A 16235-nucleotide genomic window follows, 5' to 3' on the forward strand; every position below is an offset into this window, starting at 1 on the left:
GTCGATGTGGGACTTGACGATCTCCAGTAGGCCGGTGTTGTAGATGCCGCCACCTGCTGCGGCGGCGGTGTTGCGGTCGACGGTGGAGTACTTGACCCGGGTCGTGCCGGAGTTGGCGATGCCACCCCCCGAGCCGCCGGCGATGTTGCGGGTGATGGCGCTGTGGTTGGTGGTCAACGCGCCACCGGCGTTGACCAGGATCCCGCCGCCGTCCTCGTCGGTCTGTCCGCCGGTGACGGTCAGCTTGTTGAGGGTGAGGTCACCGCCGACATCAACGGTGAAGATCCGGAACTCCTCCACCGCGGCAGCCCGTTCGATGGTGGTGTGCTTGCCGCCGTTGAGCGTGATCGGGGTGACGATCGCCGGCAGCCCCGCACCGTCGATGTCGAAGGTGAGCAGATAGGTGCAGTCCTCGGCCAGGTCAAGCACCGCACCACCACGGGCGTTGGCCAGGGTGATCTGCGCGATCAACGCATCCGCGTCACACGGGACCGGAATCCCCCGCGGCTTCTTCCCCGAACCCCCGCCCTTGTCGTCCCGCTTGCCCTTGCCCTCGTCGTGCTTGCCCTTCGCGCCGCCCTTGGCCTTCTCGCCATGCGTGGCCCTGTCGTCGTACCTGGCCTCGTCGTGCTTGCCCGCGTCCGGTGTGCCGCGGTCACCACCACGATCATCAGCGGCGGCCAGCGGGCTCCCGAGCGCGCCAACGGCCGGGCCGACAGCGACACCAACGGTGCCCAGAGCCAGACCGGTCACCCCGGCCAAACCCACCGCCCACCACCGCGACCTCGCCCGACCCCCGCCCGGCCGTACCGGCCCCTGGGTGTGGTCCTGATACCTCATCGTGAACTCGATGCCCTTCCCCCGCGAACGACAAGGACCCACCACCCGCGCCAACGGGGGCCGCCCTCGGCTACCGAACGGCGGTAGCAGCCACCCGCAACCTAAACCGACACCAGACCCAAACAAACATGAACGCGAAAGATATGCCCAAGCCGGGCAGAGCGACGTATGCAGTGACGAATACGACTCATGAGCCCAGCCAGACCGGCACACCTCACCAGCGACGCGTCGTTCGCTACTGTCCTGTGTCGTGGCAAGCACGAACCTCCGGACCGAACGCCTCGAGCTTCGGCCGGTACGCGAAGACGACATCGACCGCATCCTGGAGTACCGCAACCTGCCGGAGGTCGGCCGCTGGCTACTGCGCCCCAAGGCCGATCCTGCCGCCTTCCGGGCGAGGTGGCGACGGTCAGCGGACGACCCCAACGACCACAGTGTGGCGGTGGCCCGCGACGGTGTCGTCATCGGGACGGTCTCGCTCGACGTACGCGACAGCATGGGGCAGCCCGGCACTCCGCCGAACACGGAGGCCGAGATCGGCTACAGCTTCGACCCGGGGTACGGCGGCCACGGCTACGCGACCGAGGCGGTCGCCGCGATGGTCGCGTACTCCTTCGACCGGCTGGGCGTACGTCGGATCACCGCTGGCTGCTACGCGGACAATCTCCCCTCGGTGCGCCTCCTCGAAAAGCTCGGCATGCGTCGGGAGCAGCACGGCGTCGGCGACTCCTGGCACGCCGAGTTGGGCTGGGTGGACGGTTACACGTACGCCCTGCTGGCTGCGGAGTGGCGCCACCAGCCGTAAACCCCTACCCCACCGGCTGTTCGGGGCTCGGACGAATCGTCACCGGCACCTCGCCACGGCGGTAGTGGACGACCGCGAACGGCCACACGTCTCGCAGCCAGGCCCCCACGATCTCGGTCAGCGGAGGATCCAGTTCCGCTCGCGCAGCGGTCACCCACGACGAGGCCGTCACCTCCCCCTCCCCCATCGGCGACGGCTCAAAATAGACGCAGCCGACCACATCCCCGGTGGCGATCTCGATGACCGAGTACGCGAAGTCCACCCGCTGTCGCGACCGCTGCGCATGCCCCACCAGGTCCGCGCGGTTCTCGGCGAGCGTCATCCCGGCCGCCGGCGGCCAACCCCGGTCGAAGCCCGGCGTTGACCGGATGTGCGCGATACTCGACATCCAGGCGGCGTGATCCGCCTCGTTGTGCTGCGGCCCGAGCAACTCAAGCCTCAACCCGTGGGCGACAAACGCCTCCGGCACTGCGAACGCGTCCTCAACGAGCGGTAGATCGGTCATGTCGGGAGCCTAACGGCCCGGACGAGCCGTTTCGGGCCACAAGGGTCGAGCCAATCCCTGCCCCGCAGGCCCGAATCACCAGTTCTCTGACGTTATGCACCCCGCCGCCGGTGTCCGCCGAAAAACTACCCGCTATGAAGCCGACATTAGACCCAAACGAACATTAACACGAATAGAACTTTGAAATAGCGTGCCGGGGTCTGGTGTGCGGCCCGACACCGGGGGTTGACCCCGCAGCCCTTCGAACAGCCCGGCGACACCAACGGACCCAGCGGCCCGTCAGTCCACCCGAAGTCCTGCCACCCGGCGGCCAGTAGGGCACGGTGGAGGTCACCCGGAGCAGTCGGGAACGTTCACGCAGTTGTCTGGTCGATTCTTGGCGACAGTGGTGCCGGTGGCAGTGGAGAGATCGACCGTGCCGCCCACCTCGTTGAAGATGCCGCCGCCGTCGACGCCGGCGAGGTTCTCGGTGACCTTCGCGCGCAGCAGGGTGAGTGAGCCGCTCGCACCGTTGAAGATTCCGCCACCCGATTCGGTGGCCTGATTACCGGTGACCTTCGTACGCAGGAGCGTCAACGTGCCGAGGTTGTGCACGCCGCCACCGTCAACTCCGACATTGTTCTTGATGACGCTGTCCTCGACGAGCGCGGCTCCACCTTGCAGAAAGATCGCCCCCTGACCACCGCCGGTTGCGGTGTTGTTGGCGACGGTGACCCGGGAAACCGTGAGCTGGAGAGGCCCACCGGCGATGGCGGAGCCACCAAAGCCCGTTATCGCGTTCTCCGCGAAGCGCGTGTCGGCGATGGTGCCGGTCGTCCCACCAAGGATGAAGATGGCCCCGCCCTCGGCGGCCTGGTGACCGACCAGCTCGCTCCGGGTAACCGTCAGTTGACCACTGACGGTCAGGGCTCCGCCAGTCAGCGCGGTGTTCGCCTCGAACCGTGACTTGTTGATGGAGATCGCGCCGATACTGAAGATGGCGCCACCGATGTTCGCCGCGGTATTCCTGCTGACGACCGAGTGTTCGATGTGGAGAGCACCACCAAGGTTTGCAATCCCGCCGGCATCGCCCTCACTGGACACATTTTCGACAATCTTGCTATTTTTGATAGTGGCACCGCCACCCGGATTGATGAGGATCCCGCCGCCGTCGGTGTCGCCGGATATCTTCCCACCGGTGACGGTAAGGTGATTCAGGGTGAGTCGACCGTTGGCCTCGACGCTGAGGATTCTGAATTCGTCGGCCGCGGCGGAGCGTTTGAGGGTGGTGTTCCTACCGCCGTTGAGGGTGATCGGCGTGGTGATCGCGGGCAGACCGGCACCGTCGAGGTCCGCGGTGAGCAGATAGGTACAGCCCGCGGTGAGGTCGAGCACGGCACCGCCCTGGGCGTTGGCTCGGGTGATCTCGGCGATCAACCGACCCGTGTCACAGCGCACCGGCGTACCCTTCGGCTTTCCGAGCTGGTCATCGGCGCTGGCGCGGCCGACAACGTCCACGCCGGGGATGGTGATGCCGGTGGCGACGGCGGCGGTAAGCGCGAGGCCGGCTGCTCCGGCCAGCCCGGCAGCCCGCCACCGTGACCTCGCCCGACCTTCGCCGGGTTGCTCCGAACTGACTCCGGTCGCGTGGCGCTGATGATTCATCGCGGTGCTGGTGCCCTTCCCCGTGAACGACGAGGAGCCCGAAGGCACGGGTTTCCTCGGCTACCAGGCCGGTGGTAGCAACCATCCGCACGCTAGACCGACACCGACATCGATCAACTACAACTCGGAATAATCTACTCAATTCGTGTATAAGGACCTAGACCGGGCGTAGTGGTGCCGTGCACCCACGGAGAGCCGGGATGCAGACGGAACCACACGGCGATGGTCAACGGCATCAGGAGGTAGCCGAATCGGGTGGCGGGGGCCAGACAGATGGCCACCGCGAGGGCGAAGGCAAGCTGGTCGGCGGCGGCGACCAGCGTCCGCGGTGGCCTCGTCACCAGCGCGACGGCGATGGCCACCGCGGCTGAGCCAAGCAGTACCAGGGCGAGCAGGCGCCCGCCCGGCAACAGCGTGGCGACAAGGTGCCCGGGCAACGGACTCGCGGCGGGCGAGGCGACCCGACCCGCTCCCAGCGGATAGCGCAGAACATGTTCAACGAAGGCTCCCGGCGAGGCGAGGAAGCTCGGAACCGTCAGGACGGCGAGGACCACGGCGGCCACGGCGCCCGCGCCCGACGCGACCCGCCCGCCCCGGCGCACCGCGAGCAGAACCAGCACCACCGCCAGTACGGGCCAGGCCGTCCACTTCATCGCTGCCGCCGCGCCGGCGGCCAGCCCGGTCGCCGCGGGACGGCCCGCGGCGGCGGTCGCGAGGGCGAGGCACATCAGCGCCGTGACCGGCAGGTCGATGCCCCCGGTGGCCAGCGGCAGGGCCAGCAGCGGAAGAGCGGCCAGGAGCGCGAGGGCCCGGGGCGCGCAGTGGCCGAGGGCTACCCGGGCGGCCACCGCCAGGGCGAGACCGAAGACCAACGCGAACCCCCAGCGGGCATCGGTCATCGGGTGCTCGCCGAGCAGGGCGTACGGCAGCCCGAACAGCGCCATCCCCGGCAGGTACGGGTTGTGGTCCTCAAGCAGGGTTGGCTCGGGCAGGTACGGGCTGCCGGTGTGCAGCAGCAGCACGCCCGACTGGTGCACGACATCGACCTCGAGCTGCCCCTGCCGGTGCGCGACCAGCCACACCATGGGTACGAGGGCCGCACCCACCGCCGCGACGTACGGCGCAGCCCGGCGCAGTCCCCTCGAACCGCCGACGGCCAGGGCCCCGGCCACGGCGTAGCCAAAGAAGGCGCAGCGCCCCCAGACCTGGTGCGGCTCCTGGTCGGTGACCGCAGCCAGGAGCAACGCCGCCACGGCGCACCCCGCCCACAGCAGTAGCCACGGCCCGGTCCCGGCCAGACCGAGTGACCGCCGCCGGGCCGTGGGCAGGGAAAGCGGCTGAGGTAGTAACGGGGTTTTGCTCATTTCCTGCGCCTTCCACATCGGAGTAGTGCAAGTCTCTGCAGGCCGCAGGTCCGGATCGTCACTCCAGAGTGCGATCTTCGGGTCAACCCGGGGTTTGACACCGCTGCCACCGATCAAACCCGACGGTGATGCGTTCGCTGCGATGGCTTCGAGAGGCGCGTGCCCCACTGCGCCGCCCCGCCGCGCTACGCCTGGCAGACATACCGCGTCAGCCCGGGAACCCGGCCGTCAGCGGCAGATGAGAATGTGCAACTCCGGCGAAATCGGATCGAGGAACGCGGGTGTCGATGCTGCGATCTTCGCAACCGCTTCCGCACCGATCACCTGGGCCGGGGGTCCCAGAGCGTCACGCGAGCGCTGGAGCCGAGGAACGACGCACCACTCAGTCCTGAACCGACCGCGTGCGGGTACGTCGACTGTCGAGGTGACGCTGGATTTCCGCACGGTAGGGAACGAGCTGGCTGGTGCGGTTGGCGGTGAGCGCGCCGACGAGTGGCCCGTTCCGGTGGTAGGCGACGATGAGGCGGTGTGCGGCGGGGTCGTGGTCGACCACCTCGCTGGCGTCGGCAAGGTGCGGCAGCCCGACCGAGCGGATTCGCACCCCGTACAAGTCTGACCAGAACGATGGCACGGGCCGGTAGGCGGGGGCCGTGTCGGGCTTCAGCAGGGCCCGCGCTGCGGCGGTGGCCTGCTCGACGGTGTTGCTCCAGTGGCCGGGTGAGATCAGCTCATTTCCCGCCAGCGGATGTGGCCAGCGGGTGAGATCGCCGGCGGCAACCGCATCCGGCGCGGGCAATCGGTCGTCCCGGAGCGGCCGGCAGTGCTCGTCGCAGACCAGCCCCCTGTCGGTGACCAGGCCGGACCCGGCGAGCCATTCGATGTTCGGCGTAGCGCCGAGCGCGAGGACTGCCAGGCCCGCTTCGACCTGGGTTCCGTCGGTCAGCTCGGCTCCGGTCAGCTCACCCCGGCCGTTGCTGGTGAAACCTTGCACCCTCGAGCCGAGGTGTAGGTCGACGCCGTTGGCCCGGTGCAGGGCGGCCACGAACCGCCCGACGTGCGGGCCGGTTTGCGCGAGCAGCGGAAATTCCTGGTGCTCGACGAGTGTCACCGCGACACCGAGGGCTCTGGCCGCCGCGGCCACCTCGCCGCCGAGAAAGCCGGCGCCGACGATGAGTAGTCGACGGGTGCGGGACAGCGCCTCGGCCACCGCCGCCGCGTCGTCGAGCCCTCGGATGGTGCGCACGCCGGCGGGTACCGGGTGGCCGGGCCAGGGCCGAGCGCGAGCGCCGGTGGCGAGGACCACCCCGTCGTAGTGGAGCCGCGCACCGTCAGCGAGCCGCACCGCGCGGTCGGCCACGTCGAGTCCGCTGGCGGGTACTCCCAGCCGCCACGTGATGTCGAGCCCCGGTGGGATGGGCAGCGCGATCTGCTCGGGTCGCCACCCATCGTTGAGGAACTGCTTGGTGAGCGGCGGCCGGTCGTACGGCATGTGTGGCTCGTCGCCGACCAGCACGAGTTCACCCGCGTAGCCGTATCGACGCAGCGCCTCGGCGGCGCGTAGCCCGGCGAGTGAGGCACCGACCACCACCACCCGGCGCAGTGGGCTCATGGCTCGCTCACCAGGATGGCGCGGACGGGGCAGGCGGCGACGGCGGCGCGCACCCTGTCGTGTTGCGACTCCGGAGGCTCCGGCTGGTACGTCAGGGTTTCCTCCTCGTCGAAGGCGAACACCTCGGGTGCGGCGTACACGCACTGTCCGTGGTTTTGGCACAGGTTGAGGTCGACGATCACGGTCATGGCTTGTCCGCCTGCGGGTCGAGGGTGGGGTTGAAGCGTGAGTATTTCGGCGCGCTCCAGGTGAAGGGGCTGTTGTTGTCGATCTGGACAACACGTTCCACGTGGAAGTCGACCGTCCGCTGTGCACCGGGCATCGGGATAGCCGGATCCCAGTCGACCTCGGCGGTGCCGGTGAGGTGCAACGTCGTGGCGGAGGACCAGTCGACCAGCAGCACGCCGGCGGTCGGGTCCTGCTGGAGATTGCCCAGCGTCATCAACATCGCGTTGCCGCCGTAGTCCGGCCAACGCAACCGGTCGGGTGAGAGCACGTGCGTGAAGCCGGGGTTGCCGCCTCGGTGCGAGGCATCGCACGCGCCCGTCGCGGATCGGGTGGCCACGAAGAAGGTGTCGGCCCGCCGGACGGTCTCCTGCTGGGTCGGCGTGAGCGTCTTGCTGATGACGGGTGGCGTGGGTGGTCGGGTGTGGGTGGCGCGCTGCGGGGTCCGCTGCTGGATGTATTTGGGGCAGTTGGCATAGACCTGCTCGGCCCGGACCCGGAGCCCACCGGGCATCGGGTGGCTGATCCCGTTGAGCCGCATCCGACGCCGCGTGCCGGGCTCAATAGCGATCGAGCCGACCTCCGTCGGGTGGGCGAGCACTGGGGCGAGCGGATCGCCAGGCATCGGTCGGGCGCTGATGTCGATGGTCCGCTCGTCGGAGGCGCTGATGAAACCGGGCGGCCCGGTGAGCAGGCTTGCCCACATGCGCCCGCCGTCGTCCGCCGCACCGACGACGATCATGGGTTGTTCGGCCAGGAACTGCACGGCCGGCGGCGGGAGCGTCGTGCCGATCCCAAGGCGGGAATGCTCCGCCTGTTCGACGACTCCGGCCCGCCGCTGCGCGGCGAGTTCCCCGGGGTGGTAGTGGACCATCGCAGCCTCTCTGTGGCGCTGTCGCTTGGCAGGGCGGTGGTGCCGGGCCCGGAGCAGCGGACCCGGCACGCGGGGTCGGCTTAGAAAAAACCGCAGGTGGGGGCGCCGCTGACCGGGACGGCGACCACATCGACCCCGGTCGGTGCGTACACCTCAAGCCGGATGCCGTCGGGGTCGGTGAAGAACACTCCGCCGGAGGTCACTCCCTCGCCGTGGGGAACGACACCGTCGTACGCGAACTCGACACCGAGCGCCCGCAGGGTCGCTTGGACGGTCTGCACCTCGGCGATCGTCTCCACCTGGAAGGACAGATGGTGCAGCCCGGGACGTTCGGTGGGGAAGCGGCCGTCTGACTGCTGCCAGAGCGTCACGAGCGGGTGTCCGTCCCGGCCGAGGAACGCCCAGCGCCGCCCCTCCCCCGCGCCCTCGGCCTGCAGGTCGAGCCCAAGCGCGGCTCGGTAGAAGTCGATCGAGCGGGCGAGGTCGGTGACGTTGAGCCCGACGTGCCCGGTCTTCAGGGTGGTCGGTGTGGGGGTCGTGGTCATGGGACACCTCCGTAACGGCGCGCCGAGAACCGCAGCGCTCTAACCTGTGAACGGTAACGTAGGGGTTAGTATTTGACCTGTCAACCCACCTCCATCGGTTAGAGTGGCGCGCATGAGTGCCACCGGTCCGCCGCGCGATCCACGCCCGCTCACCGGCGAGCCGCTCGGTCTGGACCTGCTCAACACGACCTGGGTGGACGCCGAAGGCCCCCATGACCTGCTCGGCGATCTTGCGGGAACGCGACTATGGCTCGCCAGCAATGACCACTCACACTGGCCGGCCACCGAGCCGGCCCGCCAAGCCCTGCTCGTCGCGCGCGAGGCGATACGGGCACACATCACCGACCCGGCCTCCCCGACGGCGCTCGCCACCCTGAACTCCGTACTCGCCTGGGGATACGTCACACGTAGCGTCGGGCAGGACGGTCCGACAACCGCGGTGTGGGTCGAGGACCCGGTTCATCAGGCGGCCTGGCACGCGGCGGACAACTACCACACTCTTCTGACCGAGCGCCCCGATCGGCTGCGACGCTGCGCTCACCCGGACTGTGTCCTGCACTTCCTGGACACCAGCCCGAAAGGCAATCGCCGCTGGTGCTCGATGGCAGGCTGCGGGAACCGGGCCAAGGCAGCCCGGCACTACGCCCGCAGCCGCCGCGCGGCCAATTGAGCGACGGACGCTTCGCGCCCGCACCGCGCCTCCTGCAGTACCTTGGCCCTGTCATCGGCTGTCAGAATTTGACGTTGAGCTGCGCAGACGGGCCTTCCTCGGCTACCAGGCCGACGGTAGCAGCCACCGCACGCCAGACCGGGCGGCGGGGGCCAGACAGATGGCCACCGCGAGAGCGACGGCGAGCCAGTCGGCGGCGCCGAGCAGCGTCCGCGGTGCTCTCACTACCAGGGTGACGAACACCCTTCTCGCAGGTCGTGAACGAACTCATGGAGCAGCAGACCAGCTGTCTGAAAATGTCCCAGCCGGATCGGTGCATTGATTCCTCCGCGAGTGAAGATCAGCAGTTGCTGAGCTCGCGCCAACTCAACCCGCGCAATGCGTCCAAGCGACTCATGTTCGCCTGCAGCCCGCGGTACCGCCTTGACGAGGAGGCCGCGTTCCTCGGGACGGATGCGGGACAGCAGGTCGCCCGCTCCCGCACCCATCCGGGAGCGATCCGCAGCCGTGCGGATCAACCGGCGGGACACGGCGACCTCCGACACCTATGGCCCTCCCCGTCGATGTCAGCCCCTCTGGGTAACCTGAGATCATCGCTCGTTTACGAGCTGAAGTGATGAATCGGGCGAGCAGAGGGTGACAGTGAGCGCAGTCGAACAGGTGTTTCTGGAGCGCGACGCGGTCTCCCCAGTAAGTTACGGCGAGGTGTTCACCAGGCGATGGGTCGTCGACGTGCTGCTCGACCTCACGGGCTACACGGCTGATCGCGACCTCGGCGGCGCCTACCTCATCGAACCCTCCTGTGGCTCGGGGGCATTTCTCGGGCCCGCCGTCGAGCGTCTGATCACCTCCGCGAGCTCCCTCGGGCGAGACCTCACGACGCTGGCTGACTCGATCCGTGCCTACGACCTCCAGCCCGAGCACGTTCGTACGTCGCGGGCTCTGTGCCGGGATCTCCTCGTTGCCGCGGGCGCAGCAGAGCCGACCGCGACGTCGTTGGCCGCGACCTGGGTCCGGCACGCTGACTTCCTGCTCGACGATATGGGAGACCGCGAGGCCGATGTCGCGATCGGCAACCCGCCCTACATCCGCTACGACGACCTCGACGACGTGACCGCCGCCGCGTACCGTCGGACCTGGTCAACTATGCGCGGCCGTGGGGACATCTACATCGGCTTCATCGAACGCTGCCTCGCCATGCTCAAGCCGGCGGGCCGCCTCGGCTTCATCTGCGCCGACAGGTGGATGCGCAACCAGTACGGCGCTGCGCTACGTGAGCTCGTCGCGACGCACTACTCGGTCGAGCACATCTGGACGATGCACGACGTCGATGCGTTCGAGGCCCAGGTGTCCGCCTACCCGGCGATCACCGTCCTCGCGAACAGGCCACAGGGCCCTGCGGTCGTCGCGGACACGACCGCGGATTTCGGAGCGGCGCAGGCGTTCGCACTCGCGAAGGCCACCTCGGACAGCTCGTTCCACGACTTTCTCGACGTCGGTGTCAAGGCGCACCGACTGCCGCACTGGTTCAACAACGGATCTTTCTGGCCGACCGGATCCCCGGCCAGACTCGCCCTGATCGAGCTACTCAACGACCGCTTCGGCCCGCTCCATGACCCGGCTACCGGCACCAGAGTGTCTATCGGGATCGCGACCGGCGCGGACAAGGCGTACGTCACCAAGAATTACGACGCCGTCGAACCGGATCGGATGCTTCCGCTCTCGATGCGACAGGACCTGATGACCGGCTCGTTCGCGTGGCAGGGCAACTACCTGGTGAACCCGTGGGACGCCGACGGCCGGCTGGTCGACCTCGCCGACTACCCCCGGATGGCCGCGTACCTCGGCAAGCACCCGGGCCTGAAGGACCGCTTCGTCGCCAGGAAGGCACCGGGCTCCTGGTACCGGACCATCGACAAGGTGAACGCCGCGGTCACGGACAGGCCGAAGCTGCTGATCCAGGACATGAAGACCAATATCCATCCCGTCCTGGAGACCGGCGGCCACTACCCGCACCACAACCTCTACTACGTCGTCTCCGACACCTGGGACATGGAGGTGCTCGGAGGGTTGCTGCTCTCCCGGGTCGCGCAGGCGTTCATCGAGGCCTACTGCGTGCGGATGCGCGGGGGAACCCTCCGGTTCCAGGCGCAGTACCTCAAGCAGATCCGCGTGCCGACACCCGACGCAATCCCCGGTGACATAGCCGACATGCTCCGTGACGCGTTCCGCCGGCGGGACATTCGTGCGGCCACGGAGGCCGCGGCCAAGGCCTACGACATCGACCTCTCCAGCTACGAACTCACCGAAGGGTTCTGACCCATGGCCCGTGATGTGCAGCCGTTGCTGGAGAACTGGTGGAAGGCGAAGAACGCCGCCGTCGCCAAGCTCGCCGCCGACGGGAAATCGGACACCGGGGCCCAAGCCCGCGACGCCAGGCACATGCAGAGCATCGCAGCGTTCGTCCAACAGATGTTCATCGACGCTGGGCTCCCCGAGCACGAGGTTACGATCGACAGCGTCGTCCCCGGCTACTTCCGCCGGTCAAAGAACTGGGACGTCGTGGCGATGCACAAGGGCCACCTGGTGGGCGTCGTCGAGCTGAAGTCGCAGGCGTCGAGCCCGGGCAACAACGCGAACAACCGCATCGAGGAGGCCATCGGCAGCTCCGTCGACGCCAAGACCGTCCAGGAGATGACCAAGGCCTTCGGTACGCTCGGTGTCTGGTCCGCCTGGTGCATGACGTTCAACCGCGACTGCGAGAGCGGCGTGCCGATCAAACCGGTTCCACCGAGGCAGTTGCGCGTGCCGGCGATCGACCCCGCGTTCCAGGACATGACCTATGCGACGCAGTACGCGACCGCCATCGAGCGGTTCATCTCGCAGAAGGTGTACGACGCCGGCTGGATGGTCGTCACCTGGGTCAATGCCAACCAGACCGTCGGATACGACGAGCCGATCTCGACGGCCACCGCGGAGACCTTGTGGACGCAGATCGAGGCTCGCGTGAGGTTCGCCAAGCAGGCATTGCGTAGCGCGTAGCGCCGACGTGCTGACTCTCAGCGCTGCGCACCATGCCGTGCGGTGCCGGTCAGCCCTGCGCCAGGCGACGGTTGGACGGATGGCTGCGCTGCGGGGCAGCCTGATCCGGATGGCGCCGGGGAGGGTGAGAGCAGCCTTGGCCCGCACCAGGATCCGTCCCCTCGTCCGTCACGTCATCGATCGCCAGTGGAGGTGGCCCGGGTTCAGCCAGCTGAGGGGTGGCGGGCTGAACCCGGGGCCGCTCTAGGTTGTCGTTGCCGTGGGCTGCACTGTGGTCTGATTGCGGCCCGTGGCCGCTAGGACGAGGATCGTGAGTCCGATGACCAGTGCTACGCCGACATACTCAGCGGCGGGACTAACCACTATCCATCGATATGCCGAAGCGAAGGGGTAGATGCCAGGGGGATCAGTTCAGCTTCTGCAGCCGACGGCGGCGGAGGTGGAGTTCGCGCAGCAGCTGGTCGAGCGGGCCAAGGCCGACGGAGTGTCGTTGGTCGCCCCCGGGTGGGCTCCTCGCTGGGGTCACCCGCACGGTCCTGGAATCAGCGCTCGACGCCGAACTGGATGCCCACCTCGACGAGGTCGGCGTCGACGAGGCGACCGGCCGGCGGAGCAACGTTCGCAATGGGCACGGGGGGAAGACGGTGCGGACCGAGGTCGGGCCGGTACGGATCCAGGTCCCTCGGGACCGGGCGGGGTCGTTCGCCCCGCGGATCGTGCCCAAGCATGTCCGCAGGTTGGACGGGTTCAACGAGGCGATCCTGTCGCTGTACCCCAAAGGGTTGACCACCGGGGAGATTGCCGCGCATCTGGCGGATGTGTATGACGCCGACGTGTCCCGAGAGTTGATCAGCCGGGTCACCGACAGCGTGCTGGAGGAGATGGAAGCGTGGCGGCAACGGCCCCTGGACCGGGTCTATCCGGTGGCATTTCATCGACGCACTCGTGATGAAGATTCGCCAGGGGCAGGTCGCGAACCGGCCCGTCTGACTGCGTGGCGTCATACGCATGACCCCTTCGCCATGTGGGACGGCAACGTTTCTGACACCTCGACCGAGAAGTTCACGCCGACCTCCAGCGTGTAGGTCCCGGCTCCCTGGAAGTCCAGGGTCTTCTTGGAGGTGTTGAGTGAGAAGCCGGAGGGAAGGGTGGTGCCCTTGCTCTTCGCTTCGGTCAGGAAGTCGTAGAGGTCAAAGCTGCGGGGGCCTCCCAACATGATTTGCGTTCCCCAGAAGTTCCCCTGGAAGCTGGTGTTGAGGGCCAGGTTGCCGGTGTAGGTGGCTGGCGTCAGCGACGCGACGACGTACCGGGTTGTTCCGGCGGGCACAAGGACGCTCTGCGACGGTGCGGTGTGCCTGTCGTCGAGCCTCGTGGTCTGGGTGGTCGATTCTTGATAGGAGATCGTGGTCGATTTTTTCGTTCCGAAGTTCACCACCTTCGAGAACTCGAAGGTTCCCGAAACCTCGAAGGTGGTGGACACACCGGTGGCGACGGTGGTCGACACGATGTTGGTTCTTGTCCTGCTGAACGAGTTACTCTTCAACGTCTGGTCAATGGACGTGTTGTTGGTCAGTACCGCGCAACCCAGATAGTACCGTTCGCCCTGGACGATCGTGGGCGTGCCTACCGGAACTGCGATCTTCTCCGTCTGGGAGAGTGTGAAGGTGTGGATATTATGGAGACCGCCCCAGTAGACGTAGTATGATTGGTCCTCGATTATTGACTCCAAACTGGTGACCGTTGCTGCCCGTGCAGGGGCTGCCGCTATCAGCACCGCGGCGACTGTGCTTATTGACAACGCAGCGAACATTCGAGCTCTGGACATTTTCAAACCGTGCCCTCCTCGGAACAACTGATCGTCGACTATGTACTGATACGCGGGCGATCGGTATCGGGCGCGGGCGCGCAACGTTTATCGACGCATCGAGATCCCCTCCCCTTGTTCATGGAACAGGGTTGTCGATCCGTTCAGTCGATCGATCGACCTGACTATCAGGGGAACACCATAGCCGCTTCGATGCACGATGTCCAATATTCCTGTCCGCGCCGCACGAACTGGCGATGATGTACCACACCACGAGCCATTCTCCCAGAACAACGGGGGTGCCTCACCCGTGACGATGCGATAGATGCGCCCCTCCGCCCGGAGAGACAGGCCACAACCATCAGATTTACTACTGTCAGTACAGTAATTCTCACGGCTCGCTACTGAGAACACTTAGTACGATCTTGAATGTCTGTTGAGACCCGACTTGGCTCACGGTCTGCTGATGCGGGGTCTGCGGGGCTGTGACCTCGGGTGTTGTGTCGGGAGGCACGCAGCGGCCAAAGGCGCCAAGGTCGTCCTCGGGCAGATGTTTGCCCTGGCGGTACGCCGAGGCGCGCTGACAAACAACCCCGTCCGCGACACCGCTCGACTACGTAACCCCCGCCGCCGCAAGGTTCGCGCACTCGATGGGGAGCAACTGGACGGCGTCCGCGCGGCCATCCAAAAGTGGCAGGAGCCCATCCCCGGCAAGTCGGGGCCTCGTCCCACCGGCGACCTGGGCGACATCGTCGACCTCATGCTCGCCACCGGCGCCCGCATCGGCGAGATCCTGGGGGTTCGGTGGGAAGACGTGGACCTCGCCGCCGAACGCCCGACCCTGACCATCTCGGGCACGATCGTCTACCTGAAGGGCAAGGGCTTCTTCCGGCAGGAGTGGACGAAGAGCGACGCCGGATACCGCACCGTTGTCCTGCCCCGGTTCGCGGTCGGGATGCTGCTGGCCCGCAAGGTCACGGCGGTCGACAACCCGCACGACGCCATCTTCGCCTCCCGGCGTGGGACCTGGCTGTCCCCACAGAACGTTCGCCGCCAGTGGCAGCAAGCCCGCGCCGACACCGGCCTCGAGTGGGTCACCCCGCACACCTTCCGCAAGACCGTCGCCACGCTCATCGACAATGTGGCCAGCACCAAGGACGCTGCTAGCCAACTCGGACACGCCACCGAGCAGGTCACCAAGAAGCACTACATCCAGAAACCCGCCGTCGCCCCGGACAGCTCCGACATCCTCGAACAGCTTGGTGCCGGCCGGACGGCTACCGCCAACAAGCGCCGTGATCATGCGCGGCGCCCGGCCGCGTAGGCCGCGCGGACAGCCACCAGCGGCCCAAAGCCGACACATCGCCCCGCTGGCGAACCTGGTCGCGCTCGCGCGTTTCTGGGGGTTTTCGGGGGGTGATTCAAAACTAGATAGCTAAACATAAGGCCCTGACCAACATTTCTGCTGGTCAGGGCCTCACTTTGCGCCGCCTGATGGAATCGAACCGTCGACCTACGCATTACGAGGGCATGGTGATCGTTGATGCACGTGCGAATGCGACTACGTGAACCCACTCTCCACCTGCATGTTTGTTCCCTTACGTAGACCACTTCCGCCACGTTCGCATAGCGGTTGTGTCCTCAAAATTGTCCTCAACCGCGCTCGCGCTCCGCGTCGATGACCTTCCGGGCCAGGTTGCGCGCCGCCCGCAACGTCTCAGCCGATGGCAACCTAACGACATCGCCTGCCCCCTCGACGGCGCGGCGCCCGACCTCGTCTCTCAGTCGCCTGACCTCCCGCCGGAGCCGGTATATCTCCTGCTGGTACAGGCGTTCGCGCTTGCTGGTCATTGCGCGCTGGTAGGCGGCGGTGGCGGCGTTCGCCGCGCGGGCAACCAGTGGCATGGCGGGGCGACGGTGGGGGTGGGGGTGGGAGGGGTAGTTCACGCTGTCGAAGACCTCCGGTGAGTGCCGGTCAGGGTTTGCTAGTCGAACACACGTATGAACAGATGGGAAGACTTCTCGGGGGTGTGTCGATGGATCTTCGCCCGGTTGCAGGCGGCGATGGTGCGCGACCGAGGGCCACGACCCCCGCACGGAGGCCCCCGTCACCGATGCTCGTGATCACTGATCAGCCCGAACAATTTTAGTAGCGTATCCATAGTCGACAACTCATATCGACGAATGATTTTTGGACGTCCGTTGACGGTTTGAATGTCCGCTACTTCATAGCGGACAGCTCGAACCTGTTCGGAACCACCATTCCGTGGTAGGGCGTACGCCGCGACGCGCCGGAACATCCATACGG

16 protein-coding genes and 2 pseudogenes are annotated in these 16235 nt (G+C 67.0%); 6 read left to right on the forward strand and 12 right to left on the reverse strand.

Annotation, left to right across the window (positions count from 1 at the left end):
* A pseudogene (locus B118_RS0124115) lies at positions 1–768 on the reverse strand (right-handed parallel beta-helix repeat-containing protein); the annotation flags it as partial.
* Positions 769–1090: 322 nt separating this feature from the next.
* On the opposite strand from B118_RS0124115, the gene B118_RS0124120 reads away from it, so the two are divergent.
* Complete coding sequence (locus B118_RS0124120) at positions 1091–1645, forward strand: GNAT family N-acetyltransferase (RefSeq protein ID WP_028185657.1); 555 nt, start codon at positions 1091–1093, stop codon at positions 1643–1645.
* Positions 1646–1649: 4 nt separating this feature from the next.
* Here B118_RS0124120 and B118_RS0124125 read toward each other — a convergent pair whose 3' ends face one another.
* From B118_RS0124125 to B118_RS0124160, 7 genes are all read right to left on the reverse strand, one after another.
* Complete coding sequence (locus tag B118_RS0124125; RefSeq protein ID WP_018813145.1) at positions 1650–2150, reverse strand: hypothetical protein; 501 nt, start codon at positions 2148–2150, stop codon at positions 1650–1652.
* A gap of 330 nt (positions 2151–2480) precedes the next feature.
* On the reverse strand, positions 2481–3794 hold the full coding sequence (locus B118_RS0124130) for a right-handed parallel beta-helix repeat-containing protein (protein WP_028193617.1): 1314 nt from the start codon (positions 3792–3794) through the stop codon (positions 2481–2483).
* Positions 3795–3928: 134 nt separating this feature from the next.
* Positions 3929–5158 carry a glycosyltransferase 87 family protein gene (locus B118_RS0124140; RefSeq protein ID WP_238324143.1) on the reverse strand — a complete coding sequence of 410 codons (1230 nt, stop codon included), beginning with the start codon at positions 5156–5158 and terminating at the stop codon, positions 3929–3931.
* 382 nt (positions 5159–5540) lie between these two features.
* A complete protein-coding gene (locus tag B118_RS0124145) occupies positions 5541–6767 on the reverse strand; it encodes an NAD(P)/FAD-dependent oxidoreductase (RefSeq protein ID WP_028193619.1) in 1227 nt (408 codons plus the stop codon).
* Positions 6764–6955 (reverse strand): ferredoxin, encoded by a 192-nt coding sequence (locus B118_RS0124150; RefSeq protein WP_018222518.1) that lies wholly within the window; start codon positions 6953–6955, stop codon positions 6764–6766. The genes B118_RS0124145 and B118_RS0124150 overlap by 4 nt, the downstream gene beginning before the upstream one ends.
* Complete coding sequence (locus tag B118_RS0124155) at positions 6952–7866, reverse strand: pyridoxamine 5'-phosphate oxidase family protein (protein WP_028193620.1); 915 nt, start codon at positions 7864–7866, stop codon at positions 6952–6954. The genes B118_RS0124150 and B118_RS0124155 overlap by 4 nt, the downstream gene beginning before the upstream one ends.
* An 80-nt stretch (positions 7867–7946) precedes the next feature.
* Complete coding sequence (locus B118_RS0124160; RefSeq protein WP_028193621.1) at positions 7947–8411, reverse strand: VOC family protein; 465 nt, start codon at positions 8409–8411, stop codon at positions 7947–7949.
* A gap of 112 nt (positions 8412–8523) precedes the next feature.
* On the opposite strand from B118_RS0124160, the gene B118_RS0124165 reads away from it, so the two are divergent.
* Positions 8524–9081 carry a CGNR zinc finger domain-containing protein gene (locus B118_RS0124165; protein WP_028185653.1) on the forward strand — a complete coding sequence of 186 codons (558 nt, stop codon included), beginning with the start codon at positions 8524–8526 and terminating at the stop codon, positions 9079–9081.
* Between the two features lie 224 nt (positions 9082–9305).
* On the opposite strand, the gene B118_RS32025 is transcribed toward B118_RS0124165, so the two are convergent.
* Positions 9306–9626 (reverse strand): hypothetical protein, encoded by a 321-nt coding sequence (locus B118_RS32025; RefSeq protein WP_155256602.1) that lies wholly within the window; start codon positions 9624–9626, stop codon positions 9306–9308.
* Between the two features lie 97 nt (positions 9627–9723).
* Between B118_RS32025 and B118_RS0124175 the strand changes: the two genes are divergently transcribed.
* From B118_RS0124175 to B118_RS31205, 3 genes are all read left to right on the forward strand, one after another.
* Positions 9724–11400, forward strand: coding sequence for an HsdM family class I SAM-dependent methyltransferase (locus B118_RS0124175; protein ID WP_028193622.1), 1677 nt, complete (start codon positions 9724–9726; stop codon positions 11398–11400).
* A 3-nt stretch (positions 11401–11403) separates the two neighbouring features.
* The gene (locus B118_RS0124180; RefSeq protein ID WP_018222513.1) at positions 11404–12123 is read left to right on the forward strand and encodes a PaeR7I family type II restriction endonuclease; all 720 of its coding nucleotides are present in this window, start codon (positions 11404–11406) and stop codon (positions 12121–12123) included.
* Between the two features lie 374 nt (positions 12124–12497).
* Positions 12498–13208, forward strand: coding sequence for a transposase (locus B118_RS31205; protein WP_238324144.1), 711 nt, complete (start codon positions 12498–12500; stop codon positions 13206–13208).
* On the opposite strand, the gene B118_RS0124195 is transcribed toward B118_RS31205, so the two are convergent.
* The gene (locus tag B118_RS0124195) at positions 13124–13954 is read right to left on the reverse strand and encodes an ETX/MTX2 family pore-forming toxin (protein WP_196230359.1); all 831 of its coding nucleotides are present in this window, start codon (positions 13952–13954) and stop codon (positions 13124–13126) included. The genes B118_RS31205 and B118_RS0124195 overlap by 85 nt on opposite strands.
* A gap of 481 nt (positions 13955–14435) precedes the next feature.
* Here B118_RS0124195 and B118_RS0124200 point away from each other — a divergent pair.
* Positions 14436–15251: pseudogene (locus B118_RS0124200) on the forward strand (tyrosine-type recombinase/integrase); the annotation flags it as partial.
* Positions 15252–15580: 329 nt separating this feature from the next.
* On the opposite strand, the gene B118_RS0124205 reads toward B118_RS0124200, so the two are convergent.
* Complete coding sequence (locus B118_RS0124205; RefSeq protein ID WP_018813157.1) at positions 15581–15832, reverse strand: hypothetical protein; 252 nt, start codon at positions 15830–15832, stop codon at positions 15581–15583.
* Between the two features lie 203 nt (positions 15833–16035).
* A partial coding sequence (locus B118_RS33280) for a hypothetical protein (protein ID WP_238324145.1) occupies positions 16036–16235 on the reverse strand: 200 nt, incomplete at its 5' end.

This window comes from Salinispora pacifica CNR114, assembly GCF_000514775.1.
In the GTDB taxonomy this organism is placed as follows: Bacteria; Actinomycetota; Actinomycetes; order Mycobacteriales; family Micromonosporaceae; genus Micromonospora; species Micromonospora pacifica.

Coding starts and splice junctions, on each gene's coding strand:
- B118_RS0124180 (WP_018222513.1), top strand. CDS start 11,404: ATGGCCCGTGATGTGCAGCCGTTGCTGGAGAACTGGTGGAAGGCGAAG.
- B118_RS31205 (WP_238324144.1), top strand. CDS start 12,498: ATGCCGAAGCGAAGGGGTAGATGCCAGGGGGATCAGTTCAGCTTCTGC.
- B118_RS0124205 (WP_018813157.1), bottom strand. CDS start 15,832: ATGCCACTGGTTGCCCGCGCGGCGAACGCCGCCACCGCCGCCTACCAG.
- B118_RS0124155 (WP_028193620.1), bottom strand. CDS start 7,866: ATGGTCCACTACCACCCCGGGGAACTCGCCGCGCAGCGGCGGGCCGGA.
- B118_RS0124145 (WP_028193619.1), bottom strand. CDS start 6,767: ATGAGCCCACTGCGCCGGGTGGTGGTGGTCGGTGCCTCACTCGCCGGG.
- B118_RS0124130 (WP_028193617.1), bottom strand. CDS start 3,794: ATGAATCATCAGCGCCACGCGACCGGAGTCAGTTCGGAGCAACCCGGC.
- B118_RS0124165 (WP_028185653.1), top strand. CDS start 8,524: ATGAGTGCCACCGGTCCGCCGCGCGATCCACGCCCGCTCACCGGCGAG.
- B118_RS0124160 (WP_028193621.1), bottom strand. CDS start 8,411: ATGACCACGACCCCCACACCGACCACCCTGAAGACCGGGCACGTCGGG.
- B118_RS0124125 (WP_018813145.1), bottom strand. CDS start 2,150: ATGACCGATCTACCGCTCGTTGAGGACGCGTTCGCAGTGCCGGAGGCG.
- B118_RS0124140 (WP_238324143.1), bottom strand. CDS start 5,158: ATGAGCAAAACCCCGTTACTACCTCAGCCGCTTTCCCTGCCCACGGCC.
- B118_RS0124150 (WP_018222518.1), bottom strand. CDS start 6,955: ATGACCGTGATCGTCGACCTCAACCTGTGCCAAAACCACGGACAGTGC.